We start from the raw sequence: 21654 nt of genomic DNA, 5'->3' as shown, positions 1-21654 counted from the left end.
AATAGACTTTATACCATTTAATTCTTAACACACTTATTCATTTTCCTTATTATTTTTACTCTTCATCAACCATAAATAAGCATCCTCCAGCTGAGCTCGAACTTGAACGGCATCTTCTCTCGGTTGCTCGCCTGATAAACATTTGACTCTTATCTTATCTCCCTCTCGCATATGGTGAACAATCAGATAGTTTTCTTTTTCACTCTCAAATTCTTCAGGAGAAAGATGAAATTCCCATACTTTATCATGAGCTAACTCTGCCATGGTAGTTGGGCTGCCGATATATTCAATATTTCCTGAAATAAGTACTGCCAAATTATTACAGCTACTGGCAATATCTTCTATAATATGCGTAGAGAAAACCACAATTCGTTCCCGACTCAATTCTACCAAAAGGTTTCTGAATCGAATTCTTTCCAATGGATCAAGACCGGCAGTAGGTTCATCTACTACCAGTATTTTAGGCAGGTGAAGCAGGATTTGAGCAATGCCAATTCGCTGTTTCATTCCTCCGGAGAAAGAGCCAATTTTCTTATGCTGATGCTCATCCATATGCACAGCTTTCAATACGTATTGTACTCTTTCTTCTCGCACATCCTTCTGACTGATTTTTCGCAAGATGGCCTGATAGTCCAGGAACTCATAAGGCGTCATATTTTCGTATGTACCAAAGGCTTGCGGTAAGTAGCCAATCAATCCCTGTAGTTCTTCCCTTCTTAGAGTTGTGTCATGTCCATTGATCCAGATTTTGCCATAACTCTGATCCATAATTCCGCATAGGATACGCATTAGCGTAGTTTTACCCGCACCATTAGGCCCCAAAAGTCCGAACATTCCCTGCTCAATCGTTAGACTCACTCCTTTAAGGGCTTTAAATTGTGACTTCTTAGGTTTTACGAAAGGAATAGCCAAGACTAATTTGTAATACAGTCTTCTGATTTTAGCAAAACGCCCTTTTATCTGATCAAGAATCACCGCTTTTTCCGACAACCTTCTAGCTACTTGCACCAAAAATAAGCCTGTGAACCATATAATGATTAGGAATACACCCACTCCTTTTGTCTGGATATCGCTATAGAGATAAGCTGCACTAATGAAAGGGAAGCCCCAATACAATAGAAAGTAAATAAATCGTAATAATTTCCTGCCTTTTTGTACTAACTGTGTTACTTCCTTAAAAATGGATAATAACAGTGCATGAAGCGAAATCATAAACAGAAGTTGCCAAAAAGCTTTATCCAGGAAGAAATAGATAAAATACACCAGAAAAGCAATCAAAGCCCCTTGCCATATGGCATTTTGCAAAATAGCTTTTAAGGTAACGGGTTCTTCATTACGTTTTTTAAATAATCGCTTATTACCTTTCCATTCTCTTATCCATCGCTTATCTCTTCCGTAAATTTTGGTCAGACTTTGGATTTCAATATGCATAGCCTCATCTGGGGCCACCATTTTTGCATTGGCTTGTCGTAATGAAGTCATGATAAAATAAGTGCCTCCCGGAATTAAAATCATGACTGCCAAAAACCAAATTATTTGCCATATAGCACCTTCAATTTGGAAATAGATTAGAAGAGCAAATCCAATCAAAAGCAGGATTTGCACTAACTTATTGGTAGTTTTAAGATTTCTAAACCAGTGCAATACACTTTCCAGTCCGGCACTCATGGTTGGAATATAGATCAGGGTCAGGATAGTGGCAAAAGCCAGTCCGCCCATTACGGTTACTGCAAAAGGCTGACCTATGCTGGTCACATATTCGGCATCTCCCATAGCCAAAGGCAACATAGCCACAAAGGTCGTGATAGAAGTAATTAGAATAGGTCTGATACGTGAAATTCCACTCATCATCAGCGCACGATATTTATTATATCCTCGTCTTCTCAAAATTCTGGAATAATCAATCAGTATAATGCCATTATTCACTACCACTCCCAATAATATCATAAGCCCAATTAAAGTATTGGCATTTAATAGGGAATTACCAGTAAATGTAAGACCAAGGAAAGCACCTATGCCTGCCAATGGAATTGAAAACATAATCACTAACGGCAGGTATAAAGATTCGAATACAGCAGCCAGAATCATGAAAATGATCATGATCGCGGCAAAAATAAAGAAGTATAACTCATCATACATTCCTTCATCATGGATTACGTCTACCACCATGCCTTTTGGAATATTTACACTTCGTACAATCTGATCAACCTCCAATCGTGAAGAAGTAAGGAGCGATTCAGATTTTAGTACTTCATCGATAAAGCTATAGGTGATTTCAATACGTTTTTCCTGGTTTAAACGGGTAATAGTACTTTCCCCTGAGGAGTAAATTACAGAACCAATATCAGCAAGAGAATGTGCCACTCCAGAGGTGCTGCTAATTGGCATCTCTCGAAGATCTTTCATTTCCTTTGCTTTCTGAACCTGGTTTTGTGTGTGAATGGTAATCTCGAATTCTTCCCCTCCGCTCACGAAATTAGATCCTGAAGCAAAAGACGGTTGAAAATCATTTAATCCAATAGCCACATTTTGCAGGGTGATATTATGGTCACTCATTCGCTTTTGATTAAACAAAATGTGTGCTTCTGGTCTTTCCGGGCTAATGTTTACATTACTTCTTTTGATCGATTGTAAGCCACTAACATAATTATTGATATCATTGGCAATTACTTTCATCAGCTCAAAATCCTGCCCTTTAACGATGATTCTTTCTGAAGGAGAGCCAATTCCCAACATGCGCTGAAAATCGGAAGAAGATGAGCTTCCCACACCACTTTGCCCGCCTCGCGCGCGAGGGGGTTCATCCAATGAAATATCCATATCCTCAAAGCTGTCGCTAATGCTTTTTAATTTATTTTGAACATCTGCAACTGAGATGGTATCTAAATCTTTAAATCCCTCTACCAGCATGACGGTAAGCACTGCTTCACCTTCCGAAACCTGACTGATTAATTTATCTACCACAGGAATTTCCATCACCTTTTCCTCCAATTTTCTGGTTTTAATATCTGTAGTGGGCAGTGTGGCGCCTTCCGGCATGGTGACAAATAAATTCATTTGAGCATCATTCACTTCCGATGGTCCAGACATGCTGACCAAAAAACTTAGACCAATGGTAACAAAGAATAATACTAATCCTCCGATGACAGTGAGTAAAGGTTTTCTGAAACATGATTTTAAGATCACCATATACTTCTGAATCAGACGCTGGCGGATTGAAGCATTTTTTATCAAAGGTGCTTTTTCCTCATCTTCTTTATTAATGGCAGCGTGAGCCAACATTGGGATTAAAACCAGTGCCACAACCAAAGAAACCAGTAAAGTGGAAATAATAGAAATTCCGATATGTGTTCCGATTTTCGTTATCAAGAAATTGGAAGAAAAAATAAAAGGAAGGAATACCGTCACGGTAGTTAAAGTGGCGGCAATGACTGATCGCATCACTTCTTTGGTACCGTCCACCACAGCATTTTCTTTCTTCTTTTTGTTGACGACATGGCGGTAGATGTTCTCTAATACTACCACACTATTGTCCAACAGCATTCCAATTGCAAGTGCCATACCGATCAGTGTTAAACTGTTAACTGAAATACCAGCGGCATAAAAGAAATTGAAGGCAGTATAGACTGAAATAGGAATGGCTAAGGCAATGCTCAGTATAAATTTTAATCTTCTGAGAAATACCCACAAAACAAATATAGCGAGGAGACCACCCGTAACGGCCAAATTTTTGATTTGGTCAATGTTTTTGGTCATCATCTCGGCCTGATTATTTTGCACCACAATCTCTACATCCATAGATTCAAGATCTTTATTGATGGCATCAATAGTTTCAAGTGTAGCATCTGACAAGGCAATAAGATTAGCTTGTGTGCCTTTAGATAACCGAATAGAAACTGCATCTTTTCCATTGATACGGCTTAGGGAAGTCTGTTCTTTCACCCCAAAGAATACTTCCGCTACATCGCTTAGTAGGAGAGGGCCTTTTTCAGAAACTACCAGATTTTGAATGTTTTTGATATCCTTTAGTTCGGCTGTTACATTTACAAAAATTTGTTGTCCGTTTCGTTCTATCTGACCAGCAAATGCACTTTTATTTGAATTTTGTGAAAGTATATTACTAATAGTGTTAGGAGTAATGCCATTAGCCTCACAAATTTCATCATTCATGATGATTTCTATCGTTTTTTGACGACCACCAAATACTTCCACTCCTCCTATACCATCAATATCATTAAGGCGATCTGTAATATATTGGTCTGTAACATTTCTGACACGGTCGACTCCGCCACTACCCAATACCTGCAAATCCATAAAAGCATTGGTGAACTGTTCAGTATCAATTTTTACAATATTGACCATAAACTCTGAACCAAGCTCTGATTTGATAGCACTTACCTTTTGTTCCAGCTTTAGGTAAGCATATTTTATATTCACTCCTTGCCGGAAAGAGATAAAGATCATGCCTTGGTGACTATCAGCATTAGCAGTGATTTCTTCTATTCCTTCCATGGTGCTAATGGCACTTTCAAGCGGAATAATAGCTTCTCTTTCCATGTATTTTGGATCCACTTCTGAAGTAGCGCCCACTTGCACAATCAATACGGGCAGTTCCACATTGGGAAAGAGCTCAACCGGCAATTTGTTATAGGAAATATAGCCCATCACGGTAAAGCCGATGAAGAGCATGGAAACCAGTACTTTCCTTTTTATGATCGTATGTAAAAGTCCGTTTTTACTCATGTGAAGCTTCTTTTCTGGTGCTAGATGTTCCTTTAATCCTGCTGATTAGATTTTCTATACTTTCATAGAAGCATGGAATCACAATGAGCGTTAGTAAAGTAGAAGAAACCAATCCACCGATTACCGCTACAGCCATTGGAGCACGCAAAGCTGCACTTTCTCCAAAACCAAAGGTTAAAGGCAAGAGGGCAAGGATAGTGGTAAGACTTGTCATGATGATAGGTCTGAATCTCCTTTGCGCAGCATCCAGTATGGAGTCTCTTAAATCCATACCACTCCTTTTGTTGCGATTAATGCTATCTACCAGAATAATAGAATTATTAACCGCTATCCCGGCAAGCATGATGATGCCAATAAAAGCCATCATATTTAAAGTCATCCCCAGTATCCAAAAGGAAACAAGCGCCCCAACGCAAGCCAATGGAATGGTGAGTAATATGGTAAACGGATGTAAAAGAGACTCAAACTGAGAAGCCAATACCATATACACCAGCAAAACCGATAAAAGCAGCGAAAATAGCAAGTTATTCATCGATTCTTGTCTTTTTATTTCCTGACCAGCCACACTTATTTTGTATTGAGGAGGCACAGATATCGCGGAAAAAGAATCGTCAATAGATTTTACGATTTGATCAAAAGGTTTATCCTGATTAACTCTGGCGCCTAAGGTTACCATTCGACTTTGATTTTTCCTGTAAATAGAATTGGCGGCATACTGCACACTTATATTGGCAATTTCACTTAGCGGAAATTCTCTTTCGCTGCTTTTAATCCGCATGTTCTCCAATCCACTAAGGGAGATTTTGGGAACTTTGACCACAATATCCTGCATTTCTCCGCCTCGCTCTAAGCTTCCGGCCTTCTTGCCTTCCAATTGATCTTTGATTTGGATGATGACATCCTCAATGGATAAGCTCAATAATCCAGCTCTATATTTATCTACATCCACTTTGATCTGTGGCACACCTTCTTCCAGATTGGAAACAGGTTCATAAATATTTTCACTGTTGCTCATCACCAACATCACCGAATCGGAAAGCGCACTAAGTGATTCGAATTCAGCACCGCTTACTTCTACTACCAAAGGCATTTGTTCTTCACCAAGGATTGCATTGAGGGCGCTTTCATCATTGCTGAAACTAGCCGTAAGACCGGGAATGCCGTCAAAATAAGTGGATAGGGAAGAAGTAATATCATTAATATCTAATTCCACATCCTCTTTGAAAATTAATTTTAAACTGGCTTTATTCTCATCATATACATTTTCATTATCAATGCCCGACTGACTTTTTTCAGGCCCTATATGAGAATACACATGCTCTAGCTGCTCTTCAAACAAAATTGATAATTGCCCTTCAATTTGGTCCACAGTTGAAGAGGTTCTTGAAAGTGGAGTTCCATTGGCTAATTTTAGGTCAACTGCAATCGCTTTGGTACCGGCTTGTGGCATATATTCGCTGCCAATAATTCCGATTAATTGATAAGAGCCTAATACCAACAAAAAGGATAAGACAATGAAAGCAATTCTATAATGCAATACCTTATTTAAGAAATTTCGGTAGGCTTTATACTTCAGCGGCTTTTCCATTTGCTTTGTATTATCCTTGCGGAAAATTTGTGAAAAGAGCATTGGGATAACGAGAATGGCAACGGCCAAAGAAGAAATCAAGGAGAAAGCAACAGTCCAGGCCTGGTCTTTAAATAATTCTCCTGACGGACCTTGCAAATAAACAATAGGCAAAAACACCACGATGGTAGTCAGTGTGGAGGCGGTAATGGCTCCACTTACATCACTGGTTCCTTTCACTGCTGCCTCAATTACAGTCATTCCCTCTTCTCGTCTTCTGAAAATGGCTTCTACCACCACTATAGCATTATCTACCAACATCCCGGCTCCTAAAGCCAGACCTCCAAGCGTCATGACATTGAGCGTCAAACCATTGAAGTACATAAGGTTGAAAGTAGCGATAATAGAAACCGGAATGGCAATGCTGATGATGAGGGTAGATCCTATTCTTCTTAAGAAAACAAATAAGATGATCACTGCGAAAAGAGCTCCATAAAGTCCGGATTCTTTTACTTCATCAATGGCGCCTTGAATAAACCTGCCTTGATTCTGAATGATGACAAACTCATAGCCCGGAACAGATTTTTTCAGTCCATCGAGTACTTCAGTTAATTCATTTACTGCATTAACAGTATTGTATTTTGTTTCTTTAAAGATGGAAAGCCCCAGACTTCTTTGTTGGTTTACCCTAACAATGCTATTGGCTTCCTTATCCATGATTTTTAAAGTGGCTACTTCACGCAACAAAACAGGAACCTGACCTGAGGTTGAGGTCTGAGGATTTGAAGCTGATTGTGCCATTTCAGCACCTACATTAGTTGAACTAGGATTGTTGCTCGTGCTTTGACGATTGGTATATCCTACTACCAACTCCTCCAAATCTTCAGTGTCTTTAATAATGCCAAGGCCTTTAATCACATATTTCCGTCCTAATTCTTCAATGAAACCACCGGATACATTGCGATTGTAGTTTTCAATTTTGGCTACTAAATCATTGACCGTCAGACCGTATGAAGCGAGTAGGTTAGGATCTGTTTCTAACACCACTTCTTTTTCCTGTTCTCCGGAAAGGCGAACTTCTGCAATGCCGGGTAGTCGGATAATCTCATTTCTGAAGTTATTTTCTGCCACTTTCCTGAGGGCCTCAGTATCATTAGAATTGGGATTATAGATTCCCAAAATCATAATAGGAGTGGCATTAGGATCAAATTGAGAGATAACAAATTCTTCAATTTCCTCATCTAAAGAAAAGCTGGAGAGTGATTTCTGTAGGTCGAGAAAGGCTTCATCCATGTCTTTGCCCCAGTCGTATTGCACTGTAACTCGACCATAACCTGTTTGGCTAATGGAACTTACTTCTACTGCACCATTTTGCCTGATAGCAACAGACTCAATGGATTCTATAAATTGCTTTTCTATTTCTGAAGGAGGCTTTATTCCCGCTTTTAGCTCCACAAATAAGGTGGGATTCTTTAAATCGGGAAATAATTCAATTGGTAATTTACCAAATGAAATGGTACCTAATAAAATGACGGCCAGTACCAACATCAGGATGGAAATAGGGTAGGAAACGGCCAATGAAACTATCTTTTTCAAATCACTTGGGGTTAAATTTTGAAAACATTACAAACTGATTTCTCATCAGTGCTTATTGTAATACACTTACCTTTGATTTATTTCTCAAGGTCTCAAAGCCACTGATGACTAATCTATCATTGACTTTAAGGCCACTTAATACCTCTATGTCATCCATGGTCTCTAATCCGGTGGAGATTTGCTTCTCTGTGGCTATACCATTTTCCACTATAAAGACCACTTTTGCATCTTGTCGTGAAATCACGGTTTCTTTTGGGATTACTATGGTGCTATCACGCTTTTCTGAAAGTATGGCCGCTTTAATAAACATACCCGGGCGAAGGGAATGCTTGTCATTATTAATTTGCAAAACGCTTTGAAACGTTCTGGTTTCCGGATCAATGATGGGAGATATTTGACTAATCTTTCCGCTGATGGTGTCATTGCCCATAGTATAATTGGTGATTTGCACGAGTTGATCTAAAGTCACTTCACTCATATGCTTTTCTGGTAGCTTTACATCCATCAATAGTTTGTTGTATTCCATCACCTTAAAAAGCGAGCTACCTTGATCAATTTTCACACCATTTGTATGATAAGGTAATTCTACAATTACACCATCAAATGGAACTCTTACCGCCATTTTAGCTAATTGAATTTCCGCATTTTCGTAAGAGTACTTCGCATTTACATATTGAATTGAGGCATTTTTTAGTTCGGTTTGGGTAACCCCTCCTTTGTCATAAAGGGATTTTTGTTTTTCAAGGTTATTTTGGGCCAATTCCAGATTGAGCTTTTTTCCATCTACTTGCAGACCATTAACAAACTCTTCATTTTCAATTCTGATCAAAACTTGGCCACTTTTCACAACATCTCCAAGGGCGAAAGGTCTTCCTGTTGCTGGATTCCTTTGAAGCTGGTAAAGACCACTCATTTCAGACTTCATTTCTCCTTCTTTTGAAGAATACACTGTGCCGGTAGTTTCAATAAAGCTAGAAATACTTTTTGGTTTGATGGTTTCCACCGATACGGGAATCTTTATTTCTGTTTGGATATTGTTCTCCTGATTATTGCATGACCACAAAACAGTCATTAACAGTAGGGGAGTGAATCCTTTTAATAGCTTTTTCATAATGTTTTTTTTAAGTAGTGTTGTAAGTTTTAAGTAGTAAGTATTAGGTGGTAGGTAGAGTGTCTATTCGTTATGTAGAATAACTTAAAACCTATGACCTATAACTGCTCTAATATCTGTTAATCATTACTGGTTGGTTTTTCTCGAAATCGTAAAGTGATTGCACCTTAAGATTTAATAATTCCATTTTATAATTGATCAAGGCATCAGCCAATGCCCCTTTTTTCTCTGATAGCTGGCTTTGAAACCTATTGAGGTCGATACTGGTCAGATCACCATTTCTGTATCGCTCCAGATTAATGTCATAAGTAAGCTTGGCATTTTTTACATTTTGCTCGGCTATGGAGATTTGGTTTTCCAGATTCTGCAGATTTCTATAAATTTTTCTAATGCCGATAATGATATTATTTTCTTCCACCTGTAGGTCCACCTTATTGATTTCCAGATTGGCATTAGCGGCATCCATTCTGGCTCTGTTTTCGCCCCAATCCCAAATCGGAATATTGAAAGTGATGGCTACTCGAGGGTTTAAATTGGGCTGTTCATAAACTTCAGGAGCTTGTTCGTTATCACCAAATACACCTAATGATAAGGCGACAGACCCTTTAAACTCATTCAATGCCTTGGTTCGGGTTAATTCAAATTGAGATCTTTCGATTGCCATTCCACGCTGTCTCAATTCCATCCTGTGCTCTAGTCCGTGTTCAATTGCTTTTGCTAGATCCACTTTGCGAGTTATAAAATCTATATCTACTAACACTTCAATGTCTTCATCTAAATCAATACCTAACAGAAGTTTGAAATCATCCGCAGCATTGTTGAGCAATACTTCGTTATTTTCCAGCGTAGATTTAGAGGAGGCAAGGTTCAATTCAGCTTGATACAATTCCTCTTTAGCTAGGAGGTCTGCTTCTACTTTATTCAATGTAATTTCATAGCTTACTTTTTGATTCTCATATTCATCAGAAGCAATCTCCAAATTATTTTGTCGCTGATAGAAATTATAAAATGACCGCGTTACATCCTGTTCCAAACTAAGCAGTTGGATGCTATTACTGATCTGTGCATTTTCAAGGTTGAGCTCCAATTCCTTCAATTGAAGTTTAGTTCTGTTGTAGGTGAAAATCGGTTGCTCTAGCTGTAAGTATAGGTTATTGCTGAAGGTTTTTGTTCTTACATCTTGAAATTCAGAATAGTTGTCTCTATATCCGAATTGGTTGATCAGGGAGACACTACCATCAGTTGCTACTATAGGTTGTGTTACCGAAAAATTGGCAAAGGAATTATAATCTTCATTGGTATTCCATTGAGAAAACAAGTCATTAAAATTACGATTTCGATTATAATCGAAGGGCGTGACATCCAATGAAAATCTTGATTTTAAGGAAGCACGCTGAGCGTCCAGACTTCTCTGGTTCCCATAAAGGTTTAATTTAGATTTTTTGATGTTTGGACTCTTCTGCTGAGCAATTTTAATTGCCTCTTGAAGTGTAAGCGTTTGTTGCCCCATTAAATTTTGAGAAATAAGGCTACATCCCACAATGATGAGCATCAGCATTAATTTGCTGAGTCTCCTTGATTTGCTTTCTGAATTTTCTTTAGTACTGTTCATAGTTTTATTGCTTAACCCATTTTATCGCATCTGCATAAACTGTCCGAAGGTCACATTCATCCGTTAATGAAACACTCCCTCCATTTTCATTGAAATAATAGGATCCGAGAAAATTCCAGCCCGGTTCCGCATTTGAAATATTGTAATTGATATTGTCCTCTCCATCTGCATGCTTGATGATATAGTGATAGAAATACTGCTTTCCATTGCTGTCATTTCCACGATATTCATTTTGATTTTTTCCTTTCATATAAGTGTAGATATCATAGAATCCTGCTTCCTTTATTTCAGGAGTCCAGTTAGCTATTTTTTCTCCACCTCCAGAGCGAGTGAAGTGTGCCGAACGTATGTCGGTTCCATAATACTCCGAACCAGTGGTCGGCAACCATTTAGAATAGGGGCGATCCCATGCACCGTAATATTTTTGTTCTGTTGTCTTCCGACTATCGAGATAAGCTTTTAAATAAGTAGGCTTTATTGGACTGAAGCTGCTAAAATTCTCACCTTCATTGTCCACAATTATTTCAGGATATTCCAAATCTTTGCTGCTAGGAGCCAAGCGTTCGCCCTCAAATAATATTGCGCCATCTCGCTTGCTTAAAGTACCGATTGGCATGGTGATTTCTGAAGGTATGTTTCTGGATATTAAGGTGTTGAAAGTAATATTGTTGGGTTTTTCGTCCAAAACGAATCCTAGCTCTTTGGTTTCACCCTTCTTAATTAAAGAATGTTGCCCTGCAATTTCAGATTCTATTTCCTCATTGACTTTACTTCTATAGAAATCCTCATCACTGTTGTCTATATTATCGAATCTGATTTCAATGACCCCATCATTATCACCACTGTTTCTTATTTTGGTCAGTATTTGATAACGCTTTCTGTCACCATCCAAAACTTCATATTTTTGAAGTTCCAGTATTTCAAAAGCAGGCTGTGAAGTTTCAGAATAGACTTTTTGAATAATCGGATTTATATCCAAATTGAATTCACTCATAAGTGCTGTTCTAAGATTTTCGTAATGTGTAAGCTGATGGTTATGCTCATTGACCCATGCATACAGAAAACTTTTGAAATTGCTTTCGCCCACTAATAGTCCAAGGTAAGAGAAGAGATATTCGCTTTTCAATGCAATAGACTTCTGTATTTTATTGAATTCTGCCTCTGATACAATCTCTTCTAGCGAGGATTCTCTCATCAGATCGTTGCATTCTTCTGTAAAGGATATTCCATTTCTATTCCTGGAGAAATCTCTTTGAGCTTGTTTCTCATTGATTAGATAGTTGGCTATGCTACGATTCAATAATGGCCATTCTTTGCTAACAAAACCAGTATTGTAGGTGTAGTAATTGGGGAAAATGGAGTAGTTAGCATCATCTAGGTTAAATCCGTCAAAAGTATAGGTTGCTCCAATCTGCTTGGTAAATACTCTTTTAACTAAGTCTTTGAATACATTAGCCTGCTTCTGTTTATCTGTTAAGGTCTGATTTTGTGCTTTGGCCTGATTATTCATATCCCGTAATTGCATTCTGAGATCAAATTGTCGGATATCACCACCTTTTTCAGGCCAAAAGACGGTTTCCGGTTGTAAATAGGCTTGATGTGTTTCATACACTTTTGTGTAGGCTGTAAACTGCAAAGGGGTCTCTACAAACTGTAGTCTTTTGAAAGGATAGGAGATTTTTTGTGCATCCTCATATTCGTTAGAGAGATCCGTAATGAGTGAGCTCAAGGTATCCGGAAGTTGATCTAGGTGATTCTCAAGAAAATCATGCTCTCGGTAATGATATACCGCATATTGAATAGAATCTACCACTATTTCTTTTTTCACATAATCGCCTATTACCAGCGATATTTGAGGAAGTGGATATTCCGGGCGGAATTCATAAATATTGCCTTTTACGATTGGCTGCCCTTGAGAAATGGCCACTTGTCCATCATTTGTTTTCACTTTCAATTGAAAGTCAATAAAGGATAATTTTTCTGTGCTATGATTTTTCGGACTATATCCAATTTCTGTGTCAGGATACCACATGACGTCTTTGGTAAGCAAAACATAGTCAGCTTGTAAAAAGGCATATTTCTTTTGAAGGGAGAACATAAAGAAATCTAAAGCCGATTCATACCTTTCTTCATCTACTTCTAAGTGAGCTGCTGATTGCTGAATGCTACCACTATAATTTAATACTACTTTCAATTCCTGAGCAGGTGCCAGACTAAATCCCTTTGGTATGGATACAATGTGCAGATTTTTCTCAGCTAAAACAGCTTGGCCATTGACTAGTACCTCATCTAATTTTAAAGCCGGATTTAAACTGAAATATATTTGATTGAGGGTTTCAGGGGTGTTGTTTTTTACCAACATTGCTGATTGTCCCTTGATTTCATTTTCTATTAGCTCAATTTCGATGGAATTAGAAACAATAGTGATATTGGGAATCTCTGCCCATTTTTCGTTGAGGCTGACCATTTGCTCTCTTAATTCTATAGGATTTTGACGCATATCCCATAATTTCAACATCACCACAGCGGAAAATGCCAATACTACAAGTCCAATTGCTCCTGTTAGAATTTTGGTGGTTTTGTGGCTTGAAAGACGATCCAGAAGAAAGGCAGTTATAAATAAAAAAGCTATGCCTAAGATGAAATAAAATGACCTTTGCAATAGCGCAAATTCCATGTCTTGAAAACCGGCAATATCAGAAGTGAACATGGGCAATCGGAATGCTACAAAATCCAAAATATTGGAAAACTGATCGAAATAATAGATCAACTGAACCCCGGCAAGTCCTAATAGCAATACTATGCTTATGGGCTGATTTTTTAGAATGGTTACCAATAAAAAAGATAGCCCAGTAGTAAACATAATGGTGGGCATACTGGTAAGCAAAGGGTAAATGATATAAGCCAAAGGCTCGAATGTGGTGTAGGGACTGGTAATATTGAAGATCAGGGAAATCAATACAAAAACCAGATTCAATAAGAAGAAAAGCTTAAAAAGTGCTAATGCTTTACCTAAAACATAATCTAAGTTGGAGATAGGGCGAACAAAAAACACCTCATTGGTATCGACCTTTTTATCTTTTTTAATAAGTCCTGTTGCCAAAAATACCACAGCAGCTGCTTGTGGAATGCTAATTAGCACCAAACTGGCGTAAGGCATCATCCAGCTATTGGAAAGGAACGCCCATCTTGGAACATCCGCCTCAGAAAAGACCGCAATATTAAAAATAGTCAAAAAACCTATGCCGGCTATGGCTAATATTCTGAAAAACCAATTTCTCCAAAGCACTTTTGTCTCAAATCGGGAGATGGTCAATATGTTTTTGATTGAAATCATACCAGTGAGATTCCTAGTTCATTTTCCATAAAATACACATAGGCATGCTCCAGATTGGGGTTTGCATGCGTTGCCTTAGGGTGCGGTGAATTTTCCGAAATCAATTGCACTTCCCATTTGCCTTCAACAGGAATAGTAGAAACCACGGAATATTCTGTTTTAATTTTATTGAATTCTTCATCATCAAGGCTTACTTGCCATACATGACCGCGAACCTGCTCTATCATGCCTTCAGGAGATCCTTTAAAAGCTACTGCACCCTTATTGAGCATGGCCATATTGTGGCAGGTGCTACTGATATCGCCCACAATATGGGTGGAAAGAATAATGGTAACATCTTTTTGACTCATGTCAGACAGGATATTACGGAAACGGATCCGCTCTTCAGGATCAAGTCCTGTGGTGGGTTCATCTATCACTAATAATTTTGGTTCTCCAATTAGTGCCTGGGCAATTCCCAGCCTGCGTTTCATCCCACCCGAAAGTTTGTTGGCCAATCTTTCGCGTACATCCAATAGGCCAACCTGGTCCAGTAATTGATCTACTTTGATGATTCGCTCTTTCTTTTTGAGCGAGGTGGATAATTGAGCAGCATAATCCAGGAACTCCCAGGTCTTAAGCTTTGAGAAAAAGGTGAAGTCTTGAGGGAGATATCCTATAAGAGTGCGGATCTTTTGTCTGTGCTCATTGATATCCAATCCATCCATTAGGATTGTGCCCGATGTGGCCTGCTGTGCCGTTACCAATACGCGCATAAAGCTGGATTTACCCGCGCCATTAGGGCCTAACAAACCAAACATGCCGCTCCCGATTTCAAGATTCACATCTTTTATAGCGGTATGACCATTAGGATAAGTCTTGGTGAGTCCTGTAATTTGTATATTCATAGGGCTTTAAAGTTGATAGCTTTAGCTTTTTGCCGGTATTTCGTTCTTAGTGGATACAAGTAAGAAGCTGCAAGTGCATTTTTGTTGCAGCTCTTAATCATTTGTTCATTTAATTCACAATTAGTCTACCGCATGACAACCGGCTACTTTCATCTTTTTTGATTTGAATTTCACTTGTGCCTATTAAGTGTAAATAGGAGTCATTGGTCATAGATCCTTTCACAATTTTGATAGGCTCATTTGTCACTACTTCTGCTTCGTCCATTATAGCATTTAGTGTGTCAACTTCTACATCTTGTAAATTGAAATGAGCAGAATTCTTGATATTTAGGTTAAGCGTAGCTATTTCATTGCTTTCAGTCATCCTAATCCATCCGTCATTTTGATGAATATCTAAGGTTTCCTGTTGTAAATCATGAATATACAGGAAAGCTTTATCAACTCTTAAACCTTTAAAACTCGATTTTGGCACATAAATCACTATATCTAAGGCTTGTTTTTTCTCCAAATCCATGGATTTTATACTTAGTGTATCACCCTCCTGATTATATTTCAAATATTGAAGTACTTCTCCCGAAATACTTTTTACTTCTATTCTCGGTTTATCGGAGCCGTAAATTGTAATTCGATGGCCAATATCCACAAGTTTAAGGTACTGCATTGAAGTAATATCCACAGTTTCTGAAATACTGTTGCTGTCATCTAAGCGGTTTAAATCTCCTTTAAATCGCATTTCAGTAAATGCAACTATCATATAAAGGAACAAGAAACTGAAAAGGCCGATTAATATTTTATTACTTAGTTGCATATCTATGAATTAATTTTTTCAATATGTTTTTTCAATTCCGTGGCGCTAATGCCCAATAGCTGTGCTTGTTTCAGAAATTCAGGTAAAACCTGATTAAAGAATTCTTCTCTTTTGCCCTCCAAAATAATTTTAGGGGCATTTTCATTGACGAAATAGCCAATGCCTCTTTGGTTTTCAATAATATCCATAGCTTGTAGTTCACTGTAAGTTCTCATAATAGTATTCGGATTCACCCCCATTTCAGCCGCTAACTCCCGCACTGAGGGTATTTTCTTGCCTGCGGGAAATTCGCCACTCACTACCTTGTCGGTAATGCTGTCCGCTATCTGCAGAAATATGCTTTTGCCGTTTTGAAATTCCATTTTATACCTCCCTTTCTTTTAATTTTCTGTAGGCTACAAATAGCAGCACCAGATTACCGATGATGGCTAAAGTGCCGAAAAATTGCATTGCTCCTTTTTCACTATGGGGCATCAGCCACAAACTCTCATTTGGCTGGTATTTCCCGAATCCCATAGTCTCCAATAAAATAAAAGTAACTGCAGCATAAAAAATCACAATTAAGGCTACTGCAAATAGTGTTTTAACCAATGGCTGCTTGCTGAACATGGCCCCGCCCGTAAATGGCAAAACAAAGCCTAACATTACCAAGGCCATAATCATCGTCATAAACCAGGACTGATACGCTTGAATATCCTGCGGCAATTCGAAATCAGTGACCTGTCCAAAACCGATGCTTTCAAATTTTTCAGGAGTAAATAAACTGAAGAAGTAGCCTTGAAAGTGAAAAGTAGCCCAGAATAAGAGCGGAAGCAGAATCACTACGATGCTCAACCTAGTAAACAATTCAAATAAAAACTTTTCCAGAACCGAGCTGGGCAGCATCAAATAATTAATGGTGCTTTCCTTGCTTCTGAAGGCAGGGAAAGAATAGCCGGTATAGAGAATGCCAAATACGGCTACAAAACCCAAAATAAATCCTCTGAATATTTCAAGGTCATGCGGTTGGCGGTCATTGCCCATTTGCACAATAGTAAGCAGCAGAAAAATGACCCCTATATAAGCTATTGATGCATATAACAACAGCTTTTTGTTTTGGATGTAATGCTGTTTAGCCAACATTATAAACCTTTTTAGATTGAATATATTACTGGACATATTTTTTTAGTTTTTCATTGCCATTTGCTATGGCGTTAAACAATAGTTCTATATCAACATTGGAATTTCCATTTTCCTGTGGAGTAATGATGCGGAAGCCGCCCGGCACCATTTCACTGTATAATACATGCTCGCCTTCTGCAGAGGAAACCGTAGAAAAGTTGAGCTGAGAGGAGATCTCATACAAGTCTTTTTGCATGATGAACTTGCCATTATCCAGCATCAATACTTTATCGATCAAATTTTCTACATCTTTCACCTGATGGGTAGAAATGATGACCAACTGATCTTCATCCAAAGAGCCTGCCAATACTTTTCGGAAGATGGATTTTGATGGAATATCCAATCCGTTTGTAGGTTCATCGAGCACCAGTAGGCGGCATTTGGTAGCCAATGCGAAAGAAATTAAGAACTTTTTCTTCTGACCATAAGAAAGCTTTTGCAAACTTTTGGTTTCCGGTAGTTCAAAATCCTTAATCAATCTGTGGAGTAGCTCGCTATCAAAGCGAGGATAAAAACCCGCATTCGCTTTGACGTAGTTTTTAACGGAAATAGAAGGGAGATGAAATTCCTCCGAAACAAAAAAGACATCCTGCAAAAGGGAAGGCTGTCGTTTGGAAGGTTCGTGCCCCAAAATAGAGATATCGCCTTTGTCAGGAAATAATAAGCCAATCATGAGCTTAAGCAAGGTAGTTTTACCTGCTCCGTTTTTTCCCAAAAGACCCACTATGCTGCCTGCTTGCAGTTCGCAATCCAGTTCATTAAAGAGTGGCTGTTGCTTTTTGGCGTAATTAAAAGTTAGATTTTTTATTGCAATCATTATTACTGATTTAGTGTACTACTTAACTAATACAGTGCAATAGTAAAAGATTGATTTTATAAATGCAAGAGAATGGGGGAAAAAGTTAGAAGTTGGGAGTTAGAAGTTGGGAGTTTGAAGATGGGAGTTAGAAGTTGGATGATGGATGATGGGTGAGGGGTGATGGATGCAAGATGCCACTTAGGTCAGTACCGAAGGTCAGACCGGTAATAGATAAGAGATAGGAATTAGAAGTAGGGTGATGGATGTGGGATGAAGAGCTAGAAATTACTCAAGAATTGGTGTTTTGAGAGATCACTATGTTCAGTATTTTGGATAATCTGGACATATATTTAGTTTTGATAATTGATTTCCGTTGTAAAATGACAAGAAAACTAACTCCTGATTATTTTGGATGGGTACTTTTATTTCTGATCGTCATCGTTGTGGCGATATTTTGGCTATGGTTAGGTTATGATGCTTTAACCTTAGAAAAAAGATATCATTACGATTTCTTAGGCTATTCTATAGCTTTTTTAGCTTTCATTCTATTTGGGTTTGAGATTTTTGGACTTTGGCTTTTAATTCAATTTTTAAAAATTGAAATGGGCAGAAAAATAATTTATGATGGTGATAATGAAAGATTAATTATTTATAAAAATGGTGTAACCGAAGAATTCTACCTTAATGAACTTGAATCACTAATATTATCTGAGAGCAGTTTTTATAGAATAACCACTGCTCATTTATCTTATTCTCAATTGAATTTTAAATCTAAGGAGCCAATTATTTTCACCTCTTTTGTTTTAACCACTAAAGAAATGGATAAATTGCTTGGAAAAAAAGCAAGGAAGGTGGATAAAACTATAAGGAAGTTTTTCGAAGGAATCCATATAAAAGAAATTGCTACTTTAATCCATTGAACGAATAATAACGTTTCGATTTTACAGCATTTCTTAGCTCATTCTGCCAGTGGCAATGAATAATAGTTGAAAAACTTAGCGCAGCCTGCTAGAAAAGAAAAAAGGCTTAATCAGAGAATAAATGAATTTTTTGAAATATGAATAAAAGAATAAAAGACTATGGTCAGTTCCAATTGATAGATATAGAAAATCCATCAGTAGAAAGCCTAACAGACTATGAATTCCCTTTTCCATTAGATAATAGATTCCTTGAAGATTCTCTTGAATCGGGGCATTTACCAAAAATGGAGAGAACCTCAGAATATGTATTTATGATTCTTCGAGCCTATACGGCTGCGGAAGATGAAAAAGCCATAGAAGTAGGCCAAATTAGTAATAAGATTGCCTTTTTTGTGACTAAGCAAGCCGTAATCACTGTACACCGGGCCTCTTTTTCTTTTTTGAACAATTTGCCTGAAAGTTTCGATTCTTCCGATGAATTGGTCCTATATATTATCAATGACTTACTCCACACATTTGAAAACCCTATTAAATCACAGTTTGAACGAATGGACGCTCTGGAGCAAAGTATTTTTCTTAAGGGCGGAGATAATCTTTCTATAGAAAAGCTCTATTATGAAAAGTCCAAAGCAAGGTTATCCAAAAAGCTACTAGTAATAATGCAATCTGTGTTCAATCAATTTAAGGTTGAAAGTTCGCTAAACAGTCATTTACAGGATGTTAAAGATACCATATTAGATTTGACGTTACGGACAGAAGAGGTTGTAGAAGATGCCAGTGCCTTGCTTAATTCATACATGACCGTTCAGGCACAAAAAAGCAATAATGTTATGAAATTACTGACGATATTTTCTGCATTTTTTCTGCCCTTGACTTTTATTGCTGGTTTATACGGGATGAATTTCCAAAATATGCCGGAGCTCCGTACGGATTACGGTTACTTCCTAACACTTCTGTTAATGCTATTGATTGCGGTCGGTATTTTTATATGGTTTAGGAAAAGGAAGATTATTTGAAACAGGATGAAGAGGTGAGGATTAAAGATAATTTTAAAAGAAGACTAGAAATCAATCAAGTTACCGTTCTTTGGAATAGAACTATGTTCAATATTTGATAAAAACTGGACATAGTGACGAATGTTGTTCAGTTTCTGGACATGTTTAAGTCTTATGTCCAATATTTTGGATAATCTGGACATATATGTAGTTTTGGAACTGAAGTTTTCAATTAGTAATTGACAAAACCCAAATTGGGTTAGCTTTTGAGACCTAATTTTTATTAGTTACTAATTCAATACGAAACGAAGTGGGATTACTCTTTGGGAGCGAACAGCTTCACCGTCTTGTGTAGCCGCTTTCCATTTTGGACCATTTTTCACTAGTTCAACAGCTACTTCATCGCATCCAGCACCAATGCCTTTAGCAGCAAAAACATTCGTAACTGAACCGTCTTTTTCAATATCCATCTGTACGTAAACAACCCCTTCTACACCCATTCTTTGAGCTTCAACTGGATACCTTGTGGCTTGTTTTTCCATTATATAGTTATAAAAAGCTTGTATTCCATCGATAGGTTCGGCTTGTTCAACTGTATGAAGTGATAATTCTTGTTCGAAAGATGTATGGACACCTAATCCACTTTGTAACGCAGGATTCCATTTCGGAGAGTTTTCAAAAATTGATCGTATTACATTAGATTTTTGAATTTCACCTAAAATACTATCTACCTTTAATTCCCCTGATTCATTAATTGTAAATAGTACTTTGAAATCAAAAGGCACGACCAGTGTGTCTCTGTTTTTATATAAGCTATTATTAATATAAATATGAAATGCCTTTAATCCCCCTGGAAAAGTTGCTATTTGGTCAGGTTGGGGTTTATTTTCATAGCTGTTTTCAGTTTTCTCCTCAGTATAGGAAAGGGACTCTTGAGAAACTTCAACTAGTTCTTCCAAATGCAGAGCTTTTAATATATATTTTTTTGGAGGCAGTTGCATTAAGAATTTAGGTGTATTTTCCTTTAATTCAGTTGTTGCGGTTTTATAACCTATATGACTAACTTTAATCGATTTACCAGCTCCGCTAATTTGAAAATACCCTAAAATATTTGAATAAGTACTATCTTCCTCACCTACCAAATTAATTTTTGCATTTGCAATTGGCTTTCTTGTTTCAGAATCAATCAAGCGCCCTGTAAAAAGGTCATTTTGAGCCTGCAACTGATTCATAAAAATCAGGAGATATATAGAAATGCTTAAAAGGATAATTGATTTTAGCTTCATTTTAACAGAGGATTGCGATCATTTTACTTGTCTATATAGTTCTGCCAAAACTATCAAAAAAATAGTTAGAAATCAATTCATGTAAATTTTTCAAATACTGTATACTGGAAAATTCTTTTTCTTTTTTAATTTTCATAATGAAGTATCGGTTAAAAACTTAACGAAATTCGGTTTTCAAGAAGGGGGTTTATATTTTTAGCATATCATTATCATATTCAGTAACCATAAAACTTGAAAATAAGACCCTACATAGCCTCCGACAAAGCAGCCGTTCTTCAATTGTTTGATGGGAACACACCCCAATATTTTGATACAACGGAAAGAGCAGGATTAGTCCATTACCTTGAGAATGAAACCGAAGATTACTTTGTAGTGGAGGAGCAAGGCGAGATAGTAGGAGCAGGCGGCATTAATTACGAACCACAAGCCAAAACCGCTGTCATTTCATGTGTATATGTTTATTTTCAATGGTCACATGGAATTCGATAAATTTTATTCATCCTCGGTTGGTATGTTGAGGATTCTAAAATTTATGCTCATTTCATGGGATATTATTAAGCCAAGCGAACACGGAAAAGGAATAGGAAGAAAGCTGACCCAACACAGAATTCAGCATATCCATACAAGGCCTGATATTGAAACGATAGTAGTTAGAACCTCCCAACATACTTACAAATTCTATGAAAAAATGGGCTTTAAGCTCTTAAAAGTAGAGAAAGACTATTGGGCGAAGGGTTTTGATTTGTATGAGATGGAGCAGCCAAATAAGAAATTGTAATAGTATAGTTAATTCAGGGTATTATCATACATTTCGACCAACACCTACTTTTTT

15 protein-coding genes are annotated in these 21654 nt (G+C 37.6%); 4 read left to right on the top strand and 11 right to left on the bottom strand.

The annotated features are described in order from the left end of the window. Positions 1-33: 33 nt before the first annotated feature. The 10 genes from QYS49_RS16315 to QYS49_RS16270 all read right to left on the bottom strand — a co-directional run bounded on the left by QYS49_RS16315 (position 34) and on the right by QYS49_RS16270 (position 17639). Positions 34-4743: an efflux RND transporter permease subunit gene (locus QYS49_RS16315; RefSeq protein ID WP_308348826.1), complete on the bottom strand. Its 4710-nt coding sequence runs from the start codon at positions 4741-4743 to the stop codon at positions 34-36. Then, positions 4736-7906, bottom strand: a complete 3171-nt coding sequence (locus tag QYS49_RS16310) for an efflux RND transporter permease subunit (protein ID WP_308348825.1) — start codon at positions 7904-7906, stop codon at positions 4736-4738. Before QYS49_RS16310 ends, QYS49_RS16315 begins: the two co-directional genes overlap by 8 nt. Positions 7907-7958: 52 nt before the next feature. Then, positions 7959-9017: an efflux RND transporter periplasmic adaptor subunit gene (locus QYS49_RS16305; protein ID WP_308348824.1), complete on the bottom strand. Its 1059-nt coding sequence runs from the start codon at positions 9015-9017 to the stop codon at positions 7959-7961. Positions 9018-9126: 109 nt separating this feature from the next. After that, on the bottom strand, positions 9127-10629 hold the full coding sequence (locus QYS49_RS16300) for a TolC family protein (protein WP_308348822.1): 1503 nt from the start codon (positions 10627-10629) through the stop codon (positions 9127-9129). 4 nt (positions 10630-10633) lie between these two features. Beyond that, the gene (locus QYS49_RS16295; protein WP_308348821.1) at positions 10634-13966 is read right to left on the bottom strand and encodes a golvesin C-terminal-like domain-containing protein; all 3333 of its coding nucleotides are present in this window, start codon (positions 13964-13966) and stop codon (positions 10634-10636) included. Further along, entirely contained in the window at positions 13963-14853 is an 891-nt protein-coding gene (locus QYS49_RS16290) for an ABC transporter ATP-binding protein (protein ID WP_308348819.1), read from the bottom strand. Before QYS49_RS16290 ends, QYS49_RS16295 begins: the two co-directional genes overlap by 4 nt. A 109-nt stretch (positions 14854-14962) precedes the next feature. Continuing rightward, entirely contained in the window at positions 14963-15661 is a 699-nt protein-coding gene (locus QYS49_RS16285; RefSeq protein WP_308348817.1) for a hypothetical protein, read from the bottom strand. 2 nt (positions 15662-15663) lie between these two features. Next, positions 15664-16023, bottom strand: coding sequence for a GntR family transcriptional regulator (locus tag QYS49_RS16280; RefSeq protein WP_308348816.1), 360 nt, complete (start codon positions 16021-16023; stop codon positions 15664-15666). 1 nt (position 16024) lies between these two features. Continuing rightward, on the bottom strand, positions 16025-16819 hold the full coding sequence (locus QYS49_RS16275; protein ID WP_308348814.1) for a hypothetical protein: 795 nt from the start codon (positions 16817-16819) through the stop codon (positions 16025-16027). Continuing rightward, the gene (locus tag QYS49_RS16270; protein ID WP_308348813.1) at positions 16809-17639 is read right to left on the bottom strand and encodes an ABC transporter ATP-binding protein; all 831 of its coding nucleotides are present in this window, start codon (positions 17637-17639) and stop codon (positions 16809-16811) included. The genes QYS49_RS16275 and QYS49_RS16270 overlap by 11 nt, the downstream gene beginning before the upstream one ends. A gap of 362 nt (positions 17640-18001) precedes the next feature. On the opposite strand from QYS49_RS16270, the gene QYS49_RS16265 reads away from it, so the two are divergent. Together QYS49_RS16265 and QYS49_RS16260 are read left to right on the top strand one after the other, a co-directional pair. Further along, entirely contained in the window at positions 18002-18541 is a 540-nt protein-coding gene (locus tag QYS49_RS16265; protein ID WP_308348811.1) for a hypothetical protein, read from the top strand. A gap of 137 nt (positions 18542-18678) precedes the next feature. Next, the gene (locus tag QYS49_RS16260; protein WP_308348810.1) at positions 18679-19557 is read left to right on the top strand and encodes a CorA family divalent cation transporter; all 879 of its coding nucleotides are present in this window, start codon (positions 18679-18681) and stop codon (positions 19555-19557) included. A gap of 269 nt (positions 19558-19826) precedes the next feature. Here the strand turns inward: QYS49_RS16260 and QYS49_RS16255 are convergent, their stop codons facing one another. Beyond that, the gene (locus QYS49_RS16255; RefSeq protein ID WP_308348809.1) at positions 19827-20822 is read right to left on the bottom strand and encodes a TonB family protein; all 996 of its coding nucleotides are present in this window, start codon (positions 20820-20822) and stop codon (positions 19827-19829) included. A gap of 231 nt (positions 20823-21053) precedes the next feature. On the opposite strand from QYS49_RS16255, the gene QYS49_RS16250 reads away from it, so the two are divergent. Both QYS49_RS16250 and QYS49_RS16245 read left to right on the top strand, forming a co-directional pair. Beyond that, positions 21054-21311 (top strand): GNAT family N-acetyltransferase, encoded by a 258-nt coding sequence (locus QYS49_RS16250; protein ID WP_308348808.1) that lies wholly within the window; start codon positions 21054-21056, stop codon positions 21309-21311. Beyond that, the gene (locus tag QYS49_RS16245; RefSeq protein ID WP_308348806.1) at positions 21298-21600 is read left to right on the top strand and encodes a GNAT family N-acetyltransferase; all 303 of its coding nucleotides are present in this window, start codon (positions 21298-21300) and stop codon (positions 21598-21600) included. Before QYS49_RS16250 ends, QYS49_RS16245 begins: the two co-directional genes overlap by 14 nt. Positions 21601-21654: the final 54 nt, after the last annotated feature.

The sequence above is a fragment of the Marivirga salinae genome (assembly GCF_030503855.1).
GTDB classification, from domain to species: Bacteria; Bacteroidota; Bacteroidia; order Cytophagales; family Cyclobacteriaceae; genus Marivirga; species Marivirga salinarum.
The sequence above is the reverse complement of the archived record's forward strand: the minus strand, read 5'-3'. Positions and strand labels throughout refer to the sequence as shown.